The organism is Streptomyces sp. NPDC014676, assembly GCF_043084105.1.
Classification (GTDB): domain Bacteria; phylum Actinomycetota; class Actinomycetes; order Streptomycetales; family Streptomycetaceae; genus Streptomyces.
On the sequence record NZ_JBIBZI010000008.1, the window covers coordinates 1 to 20,886 of the forward strand.

The 20,886-nt window shown below is 71.1% G+C and carries 19 protein-coding genes and 3 pseudogenes; 11 read left to right on the forward strand and 11 right to left on the reverse strand.

The genetic code is table 11. The features are described from left to right. Positions 1-339 precede the first annotated feature (339 nt). Positions 340-728: pseudogene (locus tag ACF1DX_RS22490) on the reverse strand (DNA-3-methyladenine glycosylase); the annotation flags it as partial. A 47-nt stretch (positions 729-775) separates the two neighbouring features. On the opposite strand from ACF1DX_RS22490, the gene ACF1DX_RS22495 reads away from it, so the two are divergent. Beyond that, positions 776-976, forward strand: a complete 201-nt coding sequence (locus ACF1DX_RS22495) for a hypothetical protein (protein ID WP_391792919.1) — start codon at positions 776-778, stop codon at positions 974-976. Next, positions 960-1,379: pseudogene (locus ACF1DX_RS22500) on the forward strand (DUF6879 family protein); the annotation flags it as partial. The gene ACF1DX_RS22495 and the pseudogene ACF1DX_RS22500, both read left to right, overlap by 17 nt. A 266-nt stretch (positions 1,380-1,645) precedes the next feature. Here the strand turns inward: ACF1DX_RS22500 and ACF1DX_RS22505 are convergent. From ACF1DX_RS22505 to ACF1DX_RS22515, 3 genes and pseudogenes are all read right to left on the reverse strand, one after another. Continuing rightward, positions 1,646-2,101: a DUF6228 family protein gene (locus ACF1DX_RS22505; protein WP_391792920.1), complete on the reverse strand. Its 456-nt coding sequence runs from the start codon at positions 2,099-2,101 to the stop codon at positions 1,646-1,648. 284 nt (positions 2,102-2,385) lie between these two features. Then, positions 2,386-2,997, reverse strand: coding sequence for a DNA-3-methyladenine glycosylase (locus tag ACF1DX_RS22510; protein ID WP_391793246.1), 612 nt, complete (start codon positions 2,995-2,997; stop codon positions 2,386-2,388). Positions 2,998-3,009: 12 nt separating this feature from the next. After that, positions 3,010-3,269 (reverse strand): annotated as a pseudogene (locus tag ACF1DX_RS22515) (DNA-3-methyladenine glycosylase); the annotation flags it as partial. Between the two features lie 189 nt (positions 3,270-3,458). Between ACF1DX_RS22515 and ACF1DX_RS22520 the strand changes: the two are divergent. From ACF1DX_RS22520 to ACF1DX_RS22530, 3 genes are all read left to right on the forward strand, one after another. Next, a complete protein-coding gene (locus ACF1DX_RS22520; RefSeq protein ID WP_391792921.1) occupies positions 3,459-4,241 on the forward strand; it encodes a sporulation protein in 783 nt (260 codons plus the stop codon). 41 nt (positions 4,242-4,282) lie between these two features. Continuing rightward, complete coding sequence (locus ACF1DX_RS22525; protein ID WP_391792922.1) at positions 4,283-4,822, forward strand: YbhB/YbcL family Raf kinase inhibitor-like protein; 540 nt, start codon at positions 4,283-4,285, stop codon at positions 4,820-4,822. A gap of 211 nt (positions 4,823-5,033) precedes the next feature. Beyond that, the gene (locus ACF1DX_RS22530; protein ID WP_030858391.1) at positions 5,034-5,540 is read left to right on the forward strand and encodes an HNH endonuclease; all 507 of its coding nucleotides are present in this window, start codon (positions 5,034-5,036) and stop codon (positions 5,538-5,540) included. A 125-nt stretch (positions 5,541-5,665) separates the two neighbouring features. Here the strand turns inward: ACF1DX_RS22530 and ACF1DX_RS22535 are convergent, their stop codons facing one another. The 3 genes from ACF1DX_RS22535 to ACF1DX_RS22545 all read right to left on the reverse strand — a co-directional run bounded on the left by ACF1DX_RS22535 (position 5,666) and on the right by ACF1DX_RS22545 (position 8,087). Further along, positions 5,666-6,616 carry an SPFH domain-containing protein gene (locus tag ACF1DX_RS22535; protein ID WP_030858393.1) on the reverse strand — a complete coding sequence of 317 codons (951 nt, stop codon included), beginning with the start codon at positions 6,614-6,616 and terminating at the stop codon, positions 5,666-5,668. A 148-nt stretch (positions 6,617-6,764) separates the two neighbouring features. Further along, positions 6,765-7,196, reverse strand: a complete 432-nt coding sequence (locus ACF1DX_RS22540) for an NfeD family protein (protein ID WP_391792923.1) — start codon at positions 7,194-7,196, stop codon at positions 6,765-6,767. Between the two features lie 93 nt (positions 7,197-7,289). Then, the gene (locus ACF1DX_RS22545) at positions 7,290-8,087 is read right to left on the reverse strand and encodes an ABC transporter ATP-binding protein (RefSeq protein ID WP_391792924.1); all 798 of its coding nucleotides are present in this window, start codon (positions 8,085-8,087) and stop codon (positions 7,290-7,292) included. A gap of 162 nt (positions 8,088-8,249) precedes the next feature. On the opposite strand from ACF1DX_RS22545, the gene ACF1DX_RS22550 reads away from it, so the two are divergent. Then, the gene (locus ACF1DX_RS22550; protein WP_391792925.1) at positions 8,250-9,038 is read left to right on the forward strand and encodes a hypothetical protein; all 789 of its coding nucleotides are present in this window, start codon (positions 8,250-8,252) and stop codon (positions 9,036-9,038) included. Between the two features lie 224 nt (positions 9,039-9,262). Here the strand turns inward: ACF1DX_RS22550 and ACF1DX_RS22555 are convergent, their stop codons facing one another. The 3 genes from ACF1DX_RS22555 to ACF1DX_RS22565 form a co-directional block, all read right to left on the reverse strand. Beyond that, positions 9,263-9,508 carry a chaplin gene (locus ACF1DX_RS22555; protein WP_030833995.1) on the reverse strand — a complete coding sequence of 82 codons (246 nt, stop codon included), beginning with the start codon at positions 9,506-9,508 and terminating at the stop codon, positions 9,263-9,265. A gap of 158 nt (positions 9,509-9,666) precedes the next feature. Beyond that, on the reverse strand, positions 9,667-10,308 hold the full coding sequence (locus ACF1DX_RS22560) for a response regulator (RefSeq protein ID WP_391792926.1): 642 nt from the start codon (positions 10,306-10,308) through the stop codon (positions 9,667-9,669). Then, positions 10,301-11,446, reverse strand: coding sequence for a GAF domain-containing sensor histidine kinase (locus ACF1DX_RS22565; protein ID WP_391792927.1), 1,146 nt, complete (start codon positions 11,444-11,446; stop codon positions 10,301-10,303). Before ACF1DX_RS22565 ends, ACF1DX_RS22560 begins: the two co-directional genes overlap by 8 nt. A gap of 249 nt (positions 11,447-11,695) precedes the next feature. Here ACF1DX_RS22565 and ACF1DX_RS22570 point away from each other — a divergent pair, with 249 nt between their 5' ends. The 3 genes from ACF1DX_RS22570 (at position 11,696) to ACF1DX_RS22580 (ending at position 14,519) form a co-directional block, all read left to right on the forward strand. Further along, positions 11,696-12,394 (forward strand): SDR family NAD(P)-dependent oxidoreductase, encoded by a 699-nt coding sequence (locus ACF1DX_RS22570; RefSeq protein WP_391792928.1) that lies wholly within the window; start codon positions 11,696-11,698, stop codon positions 12,392-12,394. Next, on the forward strand, positions 12,391-13,434 hold the full coding sequence (locus ACF1DX_RS22575; RefSeq protein WP_391792929.1) for an S-adenosylmethionine:tRNA ribosyltransferase-isomerase: 1,044 nt from the start codon (positions 12,391-12,393) through the stop codon (positions 13,432-13,434). The genes ACF1DX_RS22570 and ACF1DX_RS22575 overlap by 4 nt, the downstream gene beginning before the upstream one ends. Positions 13,435-13,775: 341 nt before the next feature. Further along, positions 13,776-14,519, forward strand: a complete 744-nt coding sequence (locus tag ACF1DX_RS22580; protein ID WP_391792930.1) for a transglycosylase SLT domain-containing protein — start codon at positions 13,776-13,778, stop codon at positions 14,517-14,519. Between the two features lie 92 nt (positions 14,520-14,611). On the opposite strand, the gene ACF1DX_RS22585 is transcribed toward ACF1DX_RS22580, so the two are convergent. Further along, complete coding sequence (locus tag ACF1DX_RS22585; protein ID WP_391792931.1) at positions 14,612-17,170, reverse strand: FHA domain-containing protein; 2,559 nt, start codon at positions 17,168-17,170, stop codon at positions 14,612-14,614. Between the two features lie 241 nt (positions 17,171-17,411). Between ACF1DX_RS22585 and ACF1DX_RS22590 the strand changes: the two genes are divergently transcribed. Beyond that, positions 17,412-19,448, forward strand: coding sequence for a streptophobe family protein (locus ACF1DX_RS22590; protein ID WP_391792932.1), 2,037 nt, complete (start codon positions 17,412-17,414; stop codon positions 19,446-19,448). Positions 19,449-19,657: 209 nt separating this feature from the next. Continuing rightward, positions 19,658-20,866 (forward strand): phosphoserine phosphatase SerB, encoded by a 1,209-nt coding sequence (gene serB, locus ACF1DX_RS22595; RefSeq protein ID WP_391792933.1) that lies wholly within the window; start codon positions 19,658-19,660, stop codon positions 20,864-20,866. The last annotated feature ends 20 nt before the right edge of the window (positions 20,867-20,886 follow it).

A 20,886-nucleotide genomic window follows, 5' to 3' on the forward strand; every position in this document is an offset into this window, starting at 1 on the left:
TCCGATTTCCTCGGTGCTTTCCGGGGTTCCGCTTCCGCGTTTCCCTTTCCGGCGGTTCCGACTCTATCAGATCCTTTCGGGCCTGATTCCCGGTCGGCGGGCCATGTCGTTAAGCCCTGGGCTTTCGCCTGTCGGCCTTTCGACATTCACTACGTTAACCGATTCCCCCGCTCGATTCATAATCGGGCTCCGCGGTTCGGAATTCAGACATGCGGACATGACGAATTCGACCCCGCTGAGGGGTGATCGTAGGTAGTGGGTTGGCCGCTTCCGGCTGCAGGCGATCGCCGTACCCGGTTCAAGCGGCTCGGACTACATTACGCACCTTCCAAGGTCGAGTCAACTTCGACGGCGCCGCGGTACGTGGGCCCGGTAGGGGCTCACCGTCGGGTCGTCGGTGACCCAGTAGCGCCAGGGGTGGACGGCTCCCTCGCCGGAGACTCCGGCGCGCGGGCCGTTGCTCACCTGCCCGGAGGGCACGGGAGTGCCGGTGAGGATCCGCAGCGGGGTGTCGCCGGCGGCGCAGGCGTCCGTACCGTTGAGTGCGCGGTCGACGCCGAAGGCCGTGGCCAGGCGGGCCGGACCTTTGGCGAGTTCCTTGTCGTTACGGGCCGAGAGGCGGCGGCTGCGAGCCGGCTCTGCGCCCTCGATGATCTCGCCGGCGCGGAGGAACCGGCGCTCGCGCGTCCCTCGGGGCCGCACACGAGGTTCATGCAGAACCACATGCCGTCGCTTCAGGCGGTCCGCCCGGGCCGACAAGTCAAGGAGGCTCCGCATGGCACGCGAAGAACTGACTCGACTCACCGGCAACGGCACGTGTGGAGAGGACGACTGCCCGAACGTCTACCGCACCGCTTCCGGCTCCATCGTGGTTCAGGGCGATGTGTCCGACGCCTTCACGCCCCCGCAGGGGGAAGGGTTCGTCGAGATCCCCGAAAGCGTTCTTCGGGAGGCCGTTCGTGCTCTTGGACGGTGACGAGTGGCGGGCGATGCTCCGGGGCTTCCAGTCGGAAGCGTGGCGACTGGAGACCCTGCCCCAGTACCTCGTACCGCAGGAGGCGGAAGAGTTCGAAGCCTTCCGGGCAGGCAACCGCGTCGCCCCGCACGCCTACTCGTCCGCGTACACGGAAGACCTGAAGCGTTTGCGCGGAGAGGGGAAGAGCAAGGGGCGAGTGCACGTCCTGACTCGGCCGCTCTCCGAGTACCTGCGCTTCGAGCTCTCCCGGTACTACACCCCGCACCTGCTCGCCGGGGAGGACATCCGCATCCTTGACGTGACCGAGCGAGAGAACCCGTTGCCGGATGTCGAGGACTTCTGGATGTTCGACTGCTCGACGGTCGTCCTGATGCACTACGAGAGCGACGGCACGCAGATCAGCGTCGCTGCCGTCGCGTAGTTCGAGAACGCGGATCCAGGCGCTTTCGCCTTCGCGGTAGAAGATCCACCGGTAGGCGGTCGGCTCGGCCTCGAACTGGGCGCGGGTCTCTGCTTCCCCGGCGCTGAGCCGGGCCACCGCAGTCAGGAACTCCTCGGGCGCATTGCTGATGTAGGACGCGGTGAGCTCGACCTTCGCCCGGTGATCTTCAACGGAGCAGTCGGCCCACCCGGATCCCGCCAACGTCCAGGTGATGCGCATGCCGGATGTCACGGCTGCTCCCCGGTGAGGAAGTTCCGGACGTCGGCCGCCAGGGTAGCCATCTGCTCGCCGGCCTCCAGCCAGGTGGTCACCGAGGCGCCCCAGACGCCAGCGGCCTGTGGCCACGGCCGCACGGCCCAGGTCAGCCCGACGTAGCCGCCGGATCGGAAGACGGCCGACACCGTCAGGTCTCGGTCGTCGGTCTGCCGGCTTCGTTCGCCGTCCCATCCCCGGTGGTCGGCAGCGAGATCTTCCAGAAACGTGATGAGATCGCTGTCCCAGATCCAGGCGACGACCTCGTTGACGCGAGCAGTCAGGCCCGGGGCCCGTAGCTCGACGGCATAGTGCACGGAGTCCGCATCGAAGCTGAACCGGTCGCAGAACGTCACGCCCACAGAGGAGGTGCCCGGGCAGCGGATGGTCACGCTGGGCTTGTCGTCGTGATAGCCGTCCGGGGATGTCACGCGCGGAACGCTAGGTCAGTCCTGCCTTGATCGTCATCCGGATTCGACGCTGACCAGGTTGGGCAACCGTAGGTGACTGGAGGCAGCGGCGGTTCGGGGGGACCAAGACTGGGCCACCTTCAGCGAGACGCATCATCACCCGTCCGGCCCGAGTCGGCGCGCGTCGGCGGTCACCGGACCGGCAAGGAACGCGTCACACGCCACGCTCGCGAGCGATCACCCGCCGCCTGTCCAACTTTTCCGCGCCGACTCACCGGCGAGCCGTGAGCAAGGCGCACAGCGGCTCAGGCTCCGGTGGACGGTTTGGCTCTGGGGCTCAGCCGGTACGCCGAGACCGTTGGATCACCGGCGAGGTAGAACCGGTGTTGCCAGTCGTGTGCCTTGCTCACGCCTACCCGAGGACCAACCCGGATGAGCGCGGCAGGTACAGGCTCACCCTCGGACAACACGACCGAGGTACCTGTCAGGAGGTCCGCACCGTTGTGCTCCGCCGTGATGCCGAGTGCCTGGCAGAAGTTCCCGGGACCTCGGGCAAGGCGTGGACTCTCGACCTTCTCCCCTCGCCGCTTGCGTGCCAGGTCTTCCCCCTCGATGACCCTGCCTGCCCGGATGAGGACAGCCGAGGCGATGCCGTTCGTCCCGGTGACGACGTTGGCGCACCAGTGGAGACCGTGGGACCGGTAGACATACAGGTGTCCTGCGGGTCCGAACATGACGGCGTTACGGGGTGTCCGGCCTCGGTAGGCATGGGAAGCCGGGTCAGCGGTACCGGAGTACGCCTCGGTCTCCGTGATGGCGATGCTCACGGTCCCCTCGGGGGTCTTGCAGGTGAGGACGCTCCCGAGCAGCCTGGGGGCGACCTCTTCGGCAGGATGGACGAGGACGTCGACGTTCATGCCGACCGCCTTGACATGCCATAGGTGAAGTAGACGTACACATGGCCGGGCGCACCGAACAGCACGTCGTTGCGGGCGGTGCGGCCGCGGTAGGCGTGGGAGCCGGGGTCGTTCTGACCGTCGTAGGCCTCGACCTCGGTGAGGCGGAGGGCGATCGGACCGTCCGGGGTGGTGCGGACCAGGATCCGGCCGAGGAGGTCGGGGGCGACCTCGAGGACGGGGCGGTCGAAGAACTCTCTGGGCAGGGGCGTACGGTCGGGGGTCGCGATCATGCCGTCCGAGCGTACTGGAGACGGACGGCTCCGCGGGGTGGTCAGCGGGCTCCGTGGTTGCCAGGGTGTGGAACACGGAACCGGCCACGGCCGGATCGCGTTGTTAGGGATCAAGGGTCCATACGTACGACTCGACGCAGGACGACGGATCAGGTGTGGCCCACGGGGGTCGCCTGGAGAGGGAGAGACATGGCGTTCAAGAAGCTGCTGGCGAGCCTGGGTGCCGGCGGGGCCTCGGTCGAGACGGTGCTGCACGAGGTCAACGTGGTTCCGGGCGGTGTCGTCCAGGGCGAGGTGCGGATCCAGGGCGGGTCCGTGAACCAGCAGATCGAGGGTCTGTCGGTCGGGCTGCAGGCCAAGGTCGAGGTGGAAAACGGCGACCAGGAGTACAAGCAGGACATCGAGTTCACCAAGTCGAGCCTGGGTGGTGCCTTCGAGCTCCAGGCGGGTGCGGTGCACGCGGTGCAGTTCGGGCTGGAGATCCCGTGGGAGACGCCGATCACGATGATCGACGGGCAGCCGCTGCGCGGGATGAACATCGGGGTGAGCACCGAGCTGGCGATCGCGCGGGCCGTGGACTCCAGTGACCTGGACCCGGTCAACGTGCACCCGCTGCCGGCGCAGAAGGCGATCCTGGACGCGTTCATCCAGCTGGGCTTCCGCTTCAAGAACGCGGACATGGAGCGCGGCCACATCCGGGGCACCCGGCAGAAGCTGCCGTTCTACCAGGAGATCGAGTTCTTCCCGCCGCAGCAGTACCGGGGGCTGCACCAGGTCGAGCTGAGCTTCGTGGCCGACGAGCAGGCCATGGACGTCGTGCTGGAGATGGACAAGAAGCCGGGTCTGTTCAGCGAGGGCAGCGACACGTTCCGCTCCTTCAAGGTGGGGCTGAACGACTACCAGGGGACCGATTGGACGGCATACCTCAACCAGTGGCTGTCGGAGGTCGGTAGCAAGCGCAACTGGTTCTAGGCTCGGTTCTCACTGAACACAATCGATCAGGAGGTACCGAGGTGACCGAGCTCAAGCGGCGGCCGCTCCCCCACGACTTCCATCCGCCCGTGCCGTCGTTCGCGGTGTCGAGCGAGGACGTGCGGGAGGGGGCGACGCTCAAGGACGCTCAGGTCCACGCGGCCGGCAACACCTCGCCGCACCTGCGGTGGGAGGGGTTCCCGCCGGAGACCAAGAGCTTCGCCGTGACCTGCTACGACCCCGATGCCCCGACGGGCAGCGGGTTCTGGCACTGGGTGGTGTTCGACATCCCGGCCACGGTGACCGAGCTGCCGGCCGGTGCGGGGAGCGGCACGTTCGAAGGGTTGCCCGAGGGCGCGGTCCACGCGCGCAACGACTACGGCGGCAAGGACTTCGGCGGTGCCGCGCCGCCGCCCGGGGACGGGCCGCACCGGTATGTGTTCACGGTGTACGCCGTGGACCAGGAGAAGCTCGGTCCGGACGCGGACGCGTCTCCCGCCGTGGTGGGCTTCAACCTGCGGTTCCACACGCTGGCGCGTGCCCAGCTGATCGGTGAGTACGAGGTGCCCGCGGAGTCCTGAGCGGTCTCCCGCGCGGCCTCGAGCGTTCACGGAACGTTTGCCCGCCCCTGGTCTTGGAATTGATCAGGGGCGGGCATTTTTGTTGCCGGGGGTCGCGGGGGTCACCTCCCGCAGGAGCAGCGGATATTGCGTTGTCCATCTCGGCGTGCCCGGCCAGAGTTGATCCCAGCCCGCCGAGGGGTGGGCCGGTGCACACGGGAGGTGGGCTGGTATGCGGGACACGCTGGTACTGAACGCGAGCTTCGAGCCGTTGTCGACGGTGACGCTGAACCGAGCCGTCGTTCTGGTGCTTCAGGACAAGGCCGTCGTCGAGCAGGCCCACCCCGAACTGCGGATGCGGGGAGCCGCGGTCGACATACCGGCGCCCCGGGTGATCAGGCTCTGCCAGTACGTGAGGGTGCCGTTCCGAAGACAAGCGCCGTGGTCGAGGCGGGGTGTCCTGGTGCGGGACCGGCACCGGTGCGCGTACTGCGGGCGGCGGGCGACGACCGTGGACCACGTGGTGCCGCGGTCGCACGGTGGGCAGGACACGTGGCTGAACACGGTGGCGTCGTGCGCGGAGGACAACCACCGGAAGGCGAACCGGACGCCCGAGCAGGCGGGGATGCCGCTGTTGCGGCGGCCGTTCGAGCCCACGCCGGCCGATGCGATGCTGCTGGCGCTGGGCGCCGAGGACTTCGAGGCGTTGCCCGAGTGGCTGACGCTGGATGCGGCGTGAGGACTTCGCCGTAGGGGTGTGGGTCGCTGTGCGGCTGCGGGTGCGCAGGGGCTTGTCGCGCAGTTCCCCGCGCCCCTGAAAGGGTGCGGGGAACGTGTGCTGACAGGGTGGCCCTGGTGTGGCTCCTAGTCGATGGAGGGCTTTTCCCGGCGTTCCTGGGAGGGGACGTTGGCGGTTCCCGAGGGGCTGTTGCCGCCGCCCATCGCGCCGAAGTTGCCCATCGCGCCGGAGAGTCCCTTGAGGGCGTCACCGATCTCGCTGGGGACGATCCAGAGCTTGTTGGCGTCGCCCTCGGCGATCTTGGGGAGCATCTGGAGGTACTGGTAGGAGAGGAGCTTCTGGTCGGGGTCTCCGGCGTGGATGGCCTCGAAGACCGTACGGACCGCCTGGGCCTCACCCTCGGCGCGCAGGGCCGCCGCCTTGGCCTCGCCTTCGGCGCGCAGGATCTGGGACTGCTTCTCGCCCTCGGCGCGCAGGATCTCGGACTGTCGGACACCCTCGGCCTGGAGGATCGCGGCGCGCTTGTCGCGGTCGGCGCGCATCTGCTTCTCCATCGAGTCCTGGATGGAGGTGGGCGGTTCGATGGCTTTGAGCTCGACGCGGTTGACGCGGATGCCCCACTTTCCGGTGGCCTCGTCGAGGACGCCGCGCAGGGCCGCGTTGATCTCCTCCCGGGAGGTGAGGGTGCGCTCCAGGTCCATGCCGCCGATGATGTTGCGGAGCGTGGTGACGGTGAGCTGTTCGATGGCCTGGATGTAGCTGGCGACCTCGTAGGTGGCGGCGCGGGCGTCGGTCACCTGGTAGTAGATGACGGTGTCGATGTTGACGACCAGGTTGTCCTGGGTGATCACCGGCTGCGGCGGGAACGGGACGACCTGTTCGCGCAGGTCGATGCGGTTGCGGATGGTGTCGATGAACGGGACGACGATGTTGAGGCCCGCGTTGAGTGTCCGCGTGTAGCGGCCGAAGCGCTCGACGATGGCGGCGCTGGCCTGTGGGATGACTTGGATCGTCTTGATCAGGGCGATGAAGACCAGCACCACCAGGATGATCAGGACGATGATGATCGGTTGCATCGTCGGTTCCCCGAACCCTTCTTAGCCTCGGCGCCTGCGGCAGCTCTCGTGCCTGCGGAAGATCTCGTTGTTGAAGATCTTGCTGGTCGAGTCTGACAGACCATCGGTGCAACTGGGGGGTTGTTCGCCCCAGTTGTGTCGTGCCCGGTCACATGATGATGGCCGTGGCCCCCTCGATGTCCACGACGTCCACTTCCTGACCTACTTCATAGGCACGACCGGCGTCGAGTGCGCGTGCCGACCAGACCTCGCCGGCCAGCTTGATCCGGCCACCGGATCCGTCGACGCGCTCCAGGACGACGGCCTGTTTCCCTTTCAGGGCGTCCACGCCGGTGGCGAGTCGGGGCCGCCCGGTGCGGTGTCTGTTCGCGATGGGCCGTACGACGGCGATGAGGGCGGTCGAGACGACGGCGAAGACCACGACCTGGGCGACGGCACCGCCGCCGAAGATGCCGGAGACCACTGCCGCGGCGACGGCGCCCACCGCGAGCATGCCGAGTTCGGGCATCGCGGTGACCACGAGCCCGATGCCGAGTACCGCCGCGCCGATGAGCCACCACAGCCATGCGTCGATGTCCACGTGGTCATGGTAGGACCGCACACCCGGTCGCCGACAGGGCGCCGATCAGTTTGAACGCGCCGTGCGGCTCCGGGTCTTGGGCTGCGGGAGGGGTCAGGACATCGGGAGGCCCTGCGCGGTGAAGCGGTCGCCGACCTGTTCGACGACGAGCGGGAGGCCGAAGCAGAGGGAGAGGTTGCGGGAGGTGAGTTCGAGCTCCAGCGGGCCGGCGGCGAGGACCCTGCCCTGGCGGATCATCAGGACGTGGGTGAAGCCCGGGGCGATCTCCTCGACGTGGTGGGTGACCATGATCATGGAGGGGGCGATCGGGTCGCGGGCGAGCCGGCCGAGACGGCGTACCAGGTCCTCGCGGCCGCCGAGGTCGAGTCCGGCGGCGGGCTCGTCGAGGAGCAGCAGTTCGGGGTCGGTCATCAGGGCGCGGGCGATGAGGGTGCGCTTGCGCTCGCCCTCGGAGAGGGTGCCGAACCTGCGGTCCAGGTACTCGGACATGCCGAGGCGGTCGAGGAAGGCGCGGGCGCGCTGCTCGTCGATGTCCTCGTACTGCTCCTGCCAGCCGGCGGTCATGCCGTAGGCGGCGGTGAGCACGGTCTGCAGGACGGTCTGCTTCCTGGGCAGCTTGTCGGCCATGGCGATGCCGGCCACGCCGATGCGGGGGCGCAGCTCGAAGACGTCGGTGCCGGGCCTGCCGAGGGTCTCGCCGAGGATGCTGACGGTGCCCTTGCTGGGGTGGAGGTAGCTGGACGCGATGTTGAGGAGGGTGGTCTTGCCGGCGCCGTTGGGGCCGAGGATGACCCAGCGCTCGCCCTCCTTCACCGACCAGGAGACCTGGTCCACCAGAGCCCGGCCCTCACGGACCACGGATACGTCCTGAAGCTCCAGAACATCGCTCATGAGCGCGTTGTCTCCCCTTGCAGTGTGGCCGGTCTCGGCTGTCGCGTACGCCTGTGGGTCGGTCCGCCGCACCCGTGGGCGCAGCCCATCATGAAATCTACGCCACTGGTCGACCCGGACATTCCTCCGGTCCGGTTCTTGGGCTCTGTCTAGGGTGTACGCATGCTCTCGGAACCTCGCTCTGGACGCCTTGCCGCTTGGGGAAACGCCCTTCTTGCCGGACTTGTCTCGCCGGATGACGCCGTGCTCGCGATCGTCGGGGAGGACGCGGTGCACCGGGTGGAGGGGTTGCCGGGTGAGGCGGCGCCGGTGGGACTCACGCTGGCGCTGGGGCGGCTGCGGGCGCTGGGGGTGAGCGGGCTGCGGGTGGCGCTGCCGGCGCCGGGGCATCCGCTGGGGCTGAGCGGGCCGCCGGAGTTCAACGCGCGGGCGCTGGAGGCGGAGGAGGCGGTGGTCTGTTCCGGGGCCGCGTTCGGGCTGGTGCCGGAGGTGTCCGAGGCCGGGCCCGCGGGTGATGTGCACGTGGAGGTGGTGTGGCACTGCCTGCCGGTGCGGGAGGCGCCGCCGGCGGATGTGCCGTCGCTCGGGGAGGCGGAGCGGGAGTTGGCGGAGGCGCTGCGGGAGGCGACGGAGGTGCTGACGCGGCTGGATGTGGCCGGGTCGGGGCCGGTGGCCGAGGCGGCGATCGACGCGTACCGGGCGCGGGCCTCGGGGTCGCGGGGGCGGGAGGTGCTGGCGCCGGGGTATCCGCCTCGGGCGGTGCGGGTGCTGGAGCTGGCGCAGCGGGTGGGGGCGTTGGTGTCGCTGGCGGGGGCGGGTGGGCACGGGGGTGCGGTGAGCGCGTCGGAGATGGTGGCGCGGGCCGGTGCGTTGCGGCCCGTCGAGCGGACGGCTCGGCGGGCGCAGGTGGCCGCGTACAACTCCGTGGTGGAGGAGCGGGGGGTGGGGTGAGGGCCACCGGGTTGTGCAACCCGGTGCTTTGCAGGTGCCCTACGTTGGTGTGGGGCGGGGGCTGGTCACGCGGCCCGGCGTTTACGGGGTGCCGCTGCGCCCACCCGTGCCGCCCAGCGGCACGACTGCCCGCAGCTACGGCGGTGCGGCTGCCCGCGGCTGCGTAGCGCTGAGCCCCGGTCGTCCGGGTGGGGGGCCGGGCGGCCGGGGCTCGGCGGGTGGCGTCAGTGGTTGACGGCGGTGTTGCCGAAGGCCGGGTTCAGCAGGCCGATGACGTTGACGCTGTTGCCGGACACGTTGACCGGGACGTCGACCGGCACCTGGACGACATTGCCGGAGACGACGCCCGGGGAGCCCACGGCCGTGCCGTCGGCGTGGCTGCCGTCGGTGGCGGAGGCCATCCCCGTACCGGCCGCGAGCAGACCGCCGGCCACCATCGTCACGGCCGCTGCCTTCTTCAGGTTCTTCACTTTCCGAGCCCTCCTTGCGATGACCGCGGCAGGCGCCGCGGCGTGCACTGGAGAACGGCCGGCGCCGACCATGGATACGGCCATCCGAGGGACATTCCCCCTACGGTATGAATCTCGGATCGGAGGGGAACCTTCCGGCCGGTCCGAGGCGTCACGGGTCAGCCGCTCAGACCATGGCGTACGGCCCACAGGGCGGCCTGCGTGCGGTCCGCCAGGTCGAGTTTCATCAGGATGTTCGAGACGTGGGTCTTCACGGTCTTCTCGGACAGCACCAGGGCACGGGCGATCTCCCGGTTGGCGCGGCCGTCCGCTATGAGCCCGAGCACCTCGCGCTCCCGTTCGGTGAGGGAGCCCGCGCGCCCCGTGCCCGGTCCGGTCTCCTCCTGGGACAGCAGCGCGCCGGCCACCTCCGCCTGGAGCAGGACGTGTCCGGCGTGCACGGAGCGGATGGCTCCGGCGAGCGCGTCGGGGTCGACGTCCTTGTACACGTACCCGGCGGCGCCCGCGCGGAGGGCGGGAACGACCGTGCGCTGCTCGGTGAAGCTGGTGACGATCAGCACGCGCGCGGGGTGGTCCAGTTCACGGAGCCGGCGCAGCGCGTCCACGCCGTCCATGCCGGGCATCTTGACGTCCATGAGGATGACGTCGGGCCCCAGCTCCCCCGCCAGGGCGACCCCTTCCGCGCCGTCCGCGGCCTCGCCGACGACCTCGATGTCGTCCTGCACCTCGAGGAAGGTGCGCAGCCCCCGGCGTACCACCTGGTGATCGTCGACCAGCAGCACCTTGATTGCGTCAGCCACCGGGGACCTCCATCTCGATCGTGGTGCCCTTGCCGGGCGCCGATTCCACGGTCAGCCTGCCGCCGACCCCGCTCGCGCGGTCCCGCATGGAGACCAGGCCCAGATGGCGGCCCGCGTGGCGGACGGCCCGCGGGTCGAAGCCGCCGCCGTCGTCGCTGACCCGCAGGACCGCTCCGCCGCCGCGGCGGTCCAGGGTGACGTCGACGTGGTCGCCGCCGGAGTGCCGCAGCGCGTTGTGCAGGGCCTCCTGGGCGACGCGCAGCACCGCCTCCTCCTGGGCTGCGGGCAGGGCGCGTACGCCGTGGCCGGTGAAGGTCACGCGGGCCGTGTGGGCACGGTCGAGGACCTGGATCTGGGTGCGCAGGGTGGCGACGAGGCCGTCCTCGTCGAGGGCCGCGGGGCGCAGTTCGACGACCGCCGCGCGCAGTTCGTCGGCGGCCTCGGCGGCCAGGGCGGCGACCTGCTGGAGTTCGCCCTTGGCGCGGGAGGGGTCGCGGTCGACGAGGCGGGCGGCGGCCTGGGCGGTGAGCCGCAGGGAGAAGAGTTTCTGGCTGACGGCGTCGTGGAGTTCGTGGGCGAGCCGGGAGCGTTCCTCGGCGATGGTCAGTTCGCGGCTGCGTTCGTAGAGCCGGGCGTTGGTGAGGGCGATGGCGGCGTGCTGGGCGAGGATGCCGAGCAGTTCCTCGTCGTCCTCGGTGAAGCCGCAGGTGCCCTCGGGCTTGGGGCACCTCTTGTTGGCCAGGAACAGGGCGCCGAGGACCTCGTCGCCGTCGCGGATGGGCAGGCCGAGGAAGTCGGCCAGTTCGGGGTGGGCGCTGGGCCAGCCCTCGAAGCGGGGGTCCCGGCGCACGTCGGCGAGGCGCTGCGGGGCGGCCTCGTCGAGCATCGCGGCGAGGATGCCGTGCCGGCGCGGGAGGGGGCCGATGGCCTTCCACTGGTCGTCGCTGACACCGTCGACCACGAACTGGGCGAAGCCGCCGTGGTCGTCGGGCACGCCGAGCGCGGCGTACTGCGCGTCGAGGAGTTCGCGGGCCGAGGCGACGATCGTCTTGAGGACGTCGCGCACCTCGAGGTGCCTGCTCATGGCCAGCAACGCGGAGCTCACCGCGGCGAGGCCGGACCGGGGGCCGTGGCTCATGTCCTCACGGTACCGGCGGGCGGTGACAGCGGGATCGGGCGTGTGGCGGCCGTCGGGCGGGCCGCGGGACCTAGGTCGAAGGTCCCCGTCCCGGTCGGGGCGTAGGACCGCGGGACCGGGGTCGGTGGCGTAGGGCGAAGGGCCCCGGGGTGTTGCGTCCCGGGCCCGAGGCGGCGTGGCAGGCCGGTCCCTAGGTTGAGGGCACGCCGGTCGAGTGGCGTGCGAGGACGAGACGAGGGGACGGTTGCCATGCCGGTCGCGATTATCACGGGGGCTTCGAAGGGGCTCGGGGAAGCGCTCGCCCGGGGGCTGGCGGAGCGTGGCTGGGATCTGGTGCTGGACGCGCGGGACCCGGTTCCGCTGGCGGAGGCGGCGGGGCTGGTGTCGGCGCACGGCACGCGCGTGACGGCGCTGCCGGGGGACGTCACGGACGCGGCGCACCGCGCGGAGCTGGTGGCGGCGGCATGGCGGCTGGGCGGGGTGGACCTGGTGGTGCACAACGCGAGCGCGCTGGGCGCCGAGCCGCTGGTCCCGCTGGAGGAGCTGCCGCTGGACGGGCTGCGGCGGGCGCTGGAGGTGAACCTGGTGGCGGCGCTGGGCCTGGTGCAGGAGGCGCTGCCGCTGCTCAGGTCGGCGGCGGCCGGGGCGGTGCTGGTGGTCAGCTCGGACGCCGCCGCGGAGGCGTATCCGACGTGGGGCGGGTACGGGGCGTCCAAGGCGGCCCTGGACCAGCTGGCGGCGGTGCTGGCGGTGGAGGAGCCGGGGCTGCGGGTGTGGTCGGTCGATCCCGGCGACATGGCGACGGACCTGTACGCGGCGGCCGTACCGGACGACGACGATCCGCGTCCTGAGCCGGCCGGTGTGGTGCCCGCCTTCCTGCGGCTGCTGGACGAGCGGCCGGCGAGCGGTCGCTACGGCGCCCCGGCGCTGCTGGAGGAGCGGCGATGACCGTGGCCATAAAGGTGCCGGAGGAGCTGTCCGCGCGGGTGCCGGTGGAGCAGCGGGGACCGGGGCTCGAGCGGGACTCGGTGCGGCTGCTGGTGTCACGGGGCACGGCGGTGTCGCACCACGCCTTCGTGGAGCTGCCGCGGCTGCTGCGGGCCGGGGACCTGCTGGTGGTGAACACCTCGCCGACGCTGGCGGCGGCGGTCGGGGGGTGGATCGGGCGGACGCGCGTGGTGGTGCACTTCTCCACGCGCGGGGACGACGGCCGGTGGGCGGTCGAGCCGCGGGAGCCGGACGGGCGCGGCACCACGCGCCCGCGCGCGGGCGCGCACGCGGGTACAGAGGTGCGGCTGGCCGGGGGTGCGCGGCTGGTGCTGGAGGAACCGCTGAGTGCGGGCGGGGAGCGGCTGTGGTGGGCGCGTGCGTCGCGGGACGTGCTCGAAGTGCTGCGGGAGCACGGGCGGGCCATCCGGTACGCGTACACGGAGCGGGACCAGCCGCTGTCGGCGTACCAGACGGTGTTCGCGCTGCCGTCGCCGGACGGTGCGGGGAGTGCGGAGATGCCGAGCGCGGGGCGTCCGTTCACCGCGCGGATGGTGGCGGAGCTGGTGAGCCGGGGGGTGCAGTTCGCCCCGGTCACGCTGCACACGGGAGTGGCGTCGGCGGAGGCGCACGAGCCGCCGTATCCGGAGCGGTTCGCGGTGCCGGAGGCGTCGGCGCGGCTGATCGGGGCGGTGCGGGCGGGGGGCGGCCGGGTGATCGCGGTGGGGACGACGGCCGTACGGGCGGTGGAGTCGGCGGCCGGTGCGGACGGCGTGGTGCGGGCCCGCGCGGGGTGGACCGACCTGGTGGTGACCCCTGAGCGCGGGGTGCGGGTGGTGGACGGGCTGCTGACCGGGCTGCACGAGCCGGAGGCCTCGCACCTGCTGATGCTGGAGGCGGTCGCGGGGCGGGCGGCGATCGGCCGGGGGTACGAGGAGGCGCTGCGCGGGCGCTATCTGTGGCACGAGTTCGGTGATGTGCACCTGGTTCTGCCGGAGTGACCGGACCTCGTCACACAGAGCATTGCTTCAGCAACCTTTGGTAAGGGTGAGGGGTGGCCGGTGTGAGGCCGGGCATAGGGCGCACGTCACGTACGAAGGGGATTAGGAGAGACATGGCACCCGCATGAGCGGGATGTATGGCCCCTTCTGCCCCGGTTTACCCCTCCCTGATCCACTACCCGGCTTCGTACGTCACACCTTTGCCCCGCCATTTTGCGGCCGCTAAGAATGGCTGCGTCGCTCAGCGCCGTGGGTATCTCCCCGCGGCGTTTGTGCCGAAAGCACCCTGTCCCCGCCGGACATTGAGCGACCTCCGCGCCATTCGAAGAGGTCCATCCCGCATGTCCAAGAACATCCTCACCCGTGGTCATAGTCGTGCCCTGACCCGTCACCACAAGCTCGCCGTCGCCGGTGTCGCGGCCCTCGGCGCCGCCGCCATCGGTTTCTCGGCCGTCCCGAGCAACGCGTCCACGGCCACCACGGCCGAGGTCGTCGCCCCCACGGCGAAGGTCGCGTACAGCACCGAGCCGATCCAGGGCGTCAAGGCGAGCGTCACCGACCAGGTCGCCGGTTCCAGCGTCAAGGTCGAGCAGATCGCGGCGAAGAAGGAGGCCGCGGCCCAGGCCACCGCCGAGAAGAAGGCCGCCGCTGCCGCCGCGGAGGCCAAGGCGGAGAAGGCCCGCCAGGCCGAGGAGGCCGCGAGCCGCGCCGCCGAGCGCGCCGAGCACGCCGAGGTGAAGCAGGCCGCCCCGCGGAAGAGCTACAGCGACAACCTGGACGGCTGGATCCGCGAGTCCCTGGCGATCATGAAGAAGCACGGCATCCCGGGCTCCTACGAAGGCATCCACCGCAACGTCATACGGGAGTCCTCCGGCAACCCGAAGGCGATCAACCTCTGGGACGTCAACGCCCAGAACGGCATCCCGTCCAAGGGCCTGCTGCAGGTGATCCCGCCGACCTTCGAGGCCTACCACGTCCCGGGCACCCCGAAGGACATCTACGACCCGGTCGCCAACATCACCGCCGCCTGCAACTACGCGGCCGACAAGTACGGCACCATGGACAACGTCGACAGCGCGTACTGAGGTCGGCGCGGACCTCTTCTCGCGAACCGAAAGACGCCGAAGGGCGGCACCCTCCTGACGGGGTGCCGCCCTTCGGGTCCGTACGGCGCGGACTACTTGCGCATGACCTCGGGCTCGTGGCGGCGCAGGAAGCGGGCCACGAAGAAGCCGCAGATCACGCCGAGGGCGAGCAGTGCGCCCATGTCCATCGCCCAGGCGCCGACCGTGTGCTCCCACAGCGGGTCGGTGTCGCCGGCCGTCTCCGGCGGGCTGATCCTGTTGAAGTCCAGCGTGGCGCCCGAGGCGGCGACCGCCCAGCGCGACGGCATCAGGAACGAGAACTGGTTGACGCCGATCGAGCCGTGCAGGGTGAACAGGCAGCCGGTGAAGACGACCTGGATGATCGCGAACATCACCAGCAGCGGCATGGTCTTCTCTGCGGTCTTCACCAGCGCGGAGATGATCAGACCGAACATCATCGAGGTGAAGCCGAGCGCCATGATCGGCACGGAGAGCTCCAGCAGTGTGAGGCTCCCGAAGACCAGGCCCTCCTCCGGGATCTCCCGGCTGGAGAAGCCGATCACGCCGACCAGCAGGCCCTGCAGCACGGTGATCATGCCGAGCACGAACACCTTGGACATCAGGTACGCCGAGCGGGACAGGCCGGTGGCGCGCTCCCGCTCGTAGATGACCCGTTCCTTGATCAGCTCACGCACGGAGTTCGCCGCGCCCGCGAAACAGGCACCCACCGCGAGTATCAGCAGGACCGTGGTCGCCGTGCCGTTCGGGATGATCCGGCCGGTCTGCGGGTTGGGCGGGTTGGGCAGCAGGCCCTTGTCCGCGTCGATGAGCAGGCTGACCGCGCCCAGGACGGCCGGCAGGATCACCATCAGGGCGAGGAAGCCCTTGTCGGAGACGATCACCGAGACGTAGCGGCGCACCAGGGTCACGAACTGTGACATCCAGCCCTGTGGCTTCGGTGGCCGCATCGCCTGCATCGGCGGTACCTGTACGGACTGCGGTGCGACCGCGTCGATGTCCGCGGCGTACATCTGGTAGTGCTGCGAGCCCTTCCAGCGGCCTGCCCAGTCGTAGTCGCGGTAGTTCTCGAAGGCGGAGAAGACGTCGGCCCAGGTGTCGTAGCCGAAGAAGTTCAGCGCCTCGTCGGGCGGGCCGAAGTAGGCGACGGAGCCGCCGGGCGCCATCACCAGGAGCTTGTCGCAGATCGCCAGCTCGGCCACCGAGTGCGTGACGACCAGGACGGTGCGGCCGTCGTCGGCGAGGCCGCGCAGGAGCTGCATGACGTCGCGGTCCATGCCCGGGTCGAGGCCGGAGGTGGGCTCGTCCAGGAAGATCAGGGACGGCTTGGTGAGCAGCTCCAGGGCGACGGAGACGCGCTTGCGCTGGCCGCCGGACAGGGACGTGACCTTCTTGTCCTTGTGGATGTCCAGCTTGAGCTCGCGCAGCACCTCGTCGATGCGGGACTCGCGCTCGGCGGCCGTGGTGTCGGCGGGGAAGCGGAGCTTGGCCGCGTACTTGAGGGCCTTCTTGACGGTCAGCTCCTTGTGCAGGATGTCGTCCTGCGGGACCAGACCGATGCGCTGGCGCAGCTCGGCGAACTGCTTGTAGAGGTTCCGGTTGTCGTAGAGGACCTCGCCCTGGTTGGCCGGGCGGTAGCCGGTGAGGGCCTTGAGCAGGGTCGACTTGCCGGAGCCGGACGGGCCGATGACCGCGATCAGCGACTTCTCGGGGACGCCGAAGGAGACGTCCTTGAGGATCTGCTTGCCGCCGTCGACGGTGACCGTCAGGTGGCGGGCGGAGAAGGACACCTCACCGGTGTCGACGAACTCCTCGAGCCGGTCGCCGACGATCCGGAACGTCGAGTGGCCGACGCCCACGATGTCGGTGGGGCCGAGCAGTTGGGCGCCGCCCTTGGCGATCGGCTGGCCGTTGACGTACGTGCCGTTGTGCGAGCCGAGGTCGCGGATCTCCATGCGGCCGTCGGGCGTCGAGTGGAACTCGGCGTGGTTGCGGGAGACCTGGAGGTCGGAGACGACCAGGTCGTTCTCCAGGGCGCGGCCGATGCGCATCACGCGGCCGAGGGAGAACTGGTGGAACGTGGTGGGGCTGCGGTCTCCGTAGACCGGCGGCGCGCCCGCGCCGCCGCCCGGGCCGCCCTGCTGCTGCGGGATGTGCGGCGCGGACTGCTGCGGCGCCGGCTGGTGCGGCTGCTGCCAGCCGGGCTGCTGGGCGGGGGGCTGCTGCTGTTGCGGCGCCTGCTGGGACCAGCCGGCGTTCGCGCCCTGGGCGGCGTACGGCTGCTGCGGCTGGGCCTGGGGCGTGGCGGCCGGGGCCGCGGCGCCCGCACCTGCGCCCGCACCTGCGCCGGACAGCGTCACACGCGGGCCGTCGTTCGCGTTGCCCAGGTTCAGCGCCGTGTCGGAGCTGAACTCCAGGTGGTGGATCCGCTGCCCCTGCACGAACGTGCCGTTGGTGCTGCCGTGGTCCTCGATGACCCAACTGCGCCCGTTGAAGCTGATCGTGGCGTGACGCCAGGAGACCCTGGCGTCGTCCAGCACGACGTCCCCCTGCGGATCGCGTCCGAGGGTGTAAGCCCTGGACGGATCGAGCGTCCAGGTCCGTCCGTTTGATTCCAGTACGAGTTCCGGCACTCCATGCCCCACTGAGTTGTCCCCCGAATTTCCCCCGTCGCAGGGAGTCTAGGGATGGCGAACATCGGGGGGAACTATTTCAGGCCCGGCCCCCTGACCGAAAGTCGGGCCTTGTCACGAGCGCGCACCAAGGTGTTCACCGGCTTTCGTCGGCGGGGTTGAAATCGGCCCGGAGAGTGGTAAACCACGCGAGGGGGACATGTGCGGCCGTCACGCCGCGTCGCGGATCGGGGGGTCTGCCATGAGTGCTGCCACGGGTGTCGGAGCGGCGGAGCACGGTACGCGCGTGCCGTGGGGCGACGTGGTGATGTCCGCGGTCGCCGCGGTGAGCTGGGCGCTGATCGGGATGGCGGGGACGGCGGCGCTCGGGCTGCACCTGCTGGACGCGGACGCGGCCGGTTCGCTGGGGCCGACGACCGCCGCGGTGGTGGCTCTGGGGGCGGGCGGTTCGGTCACGCCGTCCGGTGACGTGTCCGCCTTCGGGCTGTCGGGTGCGGAGGCCGGTACGGCCGTGGAGGTCACGCCGCTGGGCGTGAGTCTGGTGGGTGCGCTGCTGCTGTCGTACTTCTTTCTGCGGTCCCTGCGGGCGGCGGGAGTTGTGGTCTCCGGAACCGAACTCCTCGCGCGTGCGGGCGCGGTGGTCGCGCTGTTCGTGGCGATGACGGGCGGGCTGGTCTGGGCGGGGCACGACGTCGTCACCATCGACGGGGGATCGCTGGGCCTCGACGGCCTGCCGGGGGTGGGTGGCGGCGGGGTCGAGATCCCGGGGCTGGGCGATGTCGGGGGGCTGCTGCCGGACCGGGTGGGTGATCTCGTCGACGCGCAGGCGGCGGTGGGGTTCACCGTCGACACGGCGCCGACGCTGCTCGGGGGGTTCGGCTGGGCGGCCGGCGTCCTGCTCGTCGCGTTGCTGGCGTCCCGCCGCACTCCCCTGCCGCGTGGCTGGGACGCCGTGCACCGTGTCGTACGGCCGGCGGTGTCCGCCCTCGTCACGGTGCTCCTGGTGGCGGTGGCGGCGGGGCTCGCGGCGGCCGGGTACGCGGCGATCGGCGACGACCGTCCCCGGCGGATCGTGGGGGCGGCGTTGCTGGGGGCGCCGAACGGGGTGTGGACCGGGGTACCGCTCGGCCTGTTCGTGCCGTGGGACGGGCGGGCGAGCGGGGCGCTGCTCGGGGTGCTGCCGCACCCCGTGGACGATCTGCTGCGGGCCGGGGCGGACCGGTCCGTCACGCTGGGGCGGCTGGCGGAGCTCGACGGGCGGGTGTGGCTGCTGGCGGTGGCCGCCGCGCTGATGATGCTGCTGGCGGGGGTGCTGGCGGGGGTACGGACGCCGGTGGGGACGGCGCCTGTGGGACCGGCCGGCTTCGCTGGACGGTGCGCGCTGCGGCTGGGGGCCGTCACGGCGCCGACTCTGCCGTTGCTGGCCTGGCTGACGGAGGTGTCGGCGAACGCCTCGCTGTCCGTGCTGGGCTTCGACGCGTTCGGCGCCGGCATCGAACTGCGCGGCCGGCTCGGCACGGCGCTTCTGCTGGGCGCGGTGTGGGGCGCGGGCGCGGGCGCGGTGGGCGCGCTGCTGGCCTGGGCGAGCGGGGCGGCGGGGGTGCGGGCGGCACCGTTGGCACGGGGTGCCATCAAGGCGGCCGGGGAGTGGCGGGCGGCGTCGGCCGTCGGGGGCCCGGGCGGAGGGACGGCCGCCGGGCCCTACGAGCCGGGGACCCCTTACCGCCCACCGAACCCGGACACCAATCCGTATCTGCGGGTGTCACGGGAGACGTGGGCGTCCCGCGCGTCAGGGGAACCGCACGAGTCACGGGAGCGGGGGCCGTGGGGGACGCGCGGAGTGCGGAGCCCCGAAGACACGCCTCGGGGGGCCGGGGGCCCACCGGGCGCCGCTGGACCGGCCGGGCCCGGACCGCAGGAACGACGGGCACCGTGGAGGCAGGGACCCCCGGGATCGCGGGAACGGGGGCCAGAGGAGGCGCACGGAGCGCGGAGGCCTGAGGACGCGCCGGGAGAGGCCCGGGAACCGTCGGCCGGTGGGAGTACCGGGGCGCCCGAGGACGGCGCCGGGAGCGGCGACATCCACGGGGCGCCCACCATGATCCGGCCGCCCGGGCGTGGGCCCCGGCGAGGGGCCGGGGAGCGGGGCGGGAGCGAAGACGGAGGTGGCAGGCGGTCGCTGTGGCCGGACGAGGGGCCTCCGCCTCCGCCGCCTCCCCCGGCCCCGCGGAAGCCGCCGCCACGACAGCCGGACGGGCGGGAGGCCGACGGGCGATGAGCCCGCGCCGCAGGAGGCGGCCACGCCGGTGACCGGGCGGGTAGGAGGCGGCCCCGCGGGACACGGACGGGTGGGAGAAAGGGCGGGTGACCTGCGGGAGGTCTCCGGTGCGCCATGTGCGGGACACCGGTGCGACAGACAGTGTTCGCTGTCCGGCTGGCGGACCTCGGAGGCGCGGGGCACTGGGTGCCGGATACGGTGGAAACACCATGAGCGCATCGCAGACCACCGACGTTCCCACCCTCCTTGTCAAGATCTTCGGCAAGGACCGGCCGGGCATCACGGCCGGCCTCTTCGACACCCTCGCCGCCTACTCGGTCGACGTGGTCGACATCGAGCAGGTCGTCACCCGTGGCCGCATCGTGCTCTGCGCGCTCGTGACCCAGCCGCCCAAGGGGCTGGAAGGGGATCTGCGGGCGACCGTCCACAGCTGGGCGGAGTCGATGAAGATGCAGGCGGAGATCATCTCCGGCAAGGGCGACAACCGTCCGCGCGGACTCGGCCGCTCCCTGGCCACCGTGCTGGGGCACCCCCTCACCTCGGAGGCCACGGCGGCGATCGCCGCGCGGATCACCAAGGCCGGCGGCAACATCGACCGCATCTTCCGGCTCGCCAAGTACCCGGTCACCGCTGTGGAGTTCGCGGTGTCCGGCGTGGAGACGGAACCACTGCGGACCGCGCTGGTGACCGACGCCGCCAGGCTCGGGGTCGACGTCGCCGTGGTCGGGGCGGGGCTGTACCGGCGGGCGCAGCGCCTGGTCGTCATGGACGTGGACTCCACCCTCATCCAGGACGAGGTGATCGAACTCTTCGCCGCGCACGCAGGCTGCGAGGACCAGGTCGCCGAGGTGACGGCCGCCGCGATGCGCGGGGAGCTGGACTTCGAACAGTCACTGCACGCGCGCGTGGCGCTGCTGGAGGGGCTGGACGCCTCCGTGGTGGACAAGGTCCGCAGCGAGGTGCGGCTGACGCCGGGCGCCCGCACCCTGATCCGTACGCTGAAGCGCCTCGGCTACCAAGTCGGTGTGGTCTCGGGCGGGTTCACCCAGGTCACGGATGATCTGAAGGAGCGACTGGGGCTGGACTTCGCCCAGGCCAACACCCTGGAGATCGTCGACGGGAAGCTGACGGGCAAAGTCATCGGCGAGATCGTGGACCGGGCGGGCAAGGCCCGGCTGCTGCGCCGGTTCGCCGCAGAGGCGGGCGTGCCGCTGTCGCAGACGGTGGCGATCGGTGACGGTGCGAACGATCTCGACATGCTGAACGCGGCGGGGCTCGGTGTCGCCTTCAACGCCAAGCCGGTGGTGCGCGAGGCCGCGCACACGGCGGTGAACTTCCCCTTCCTGGACACGGTCCTGTACCTGCTCGGCGTCACCCGCGAAGAGGTCGAGGCGGCGGACACGCTCGACGTGGGCTGAGCCGCCCCGGACCGGACACG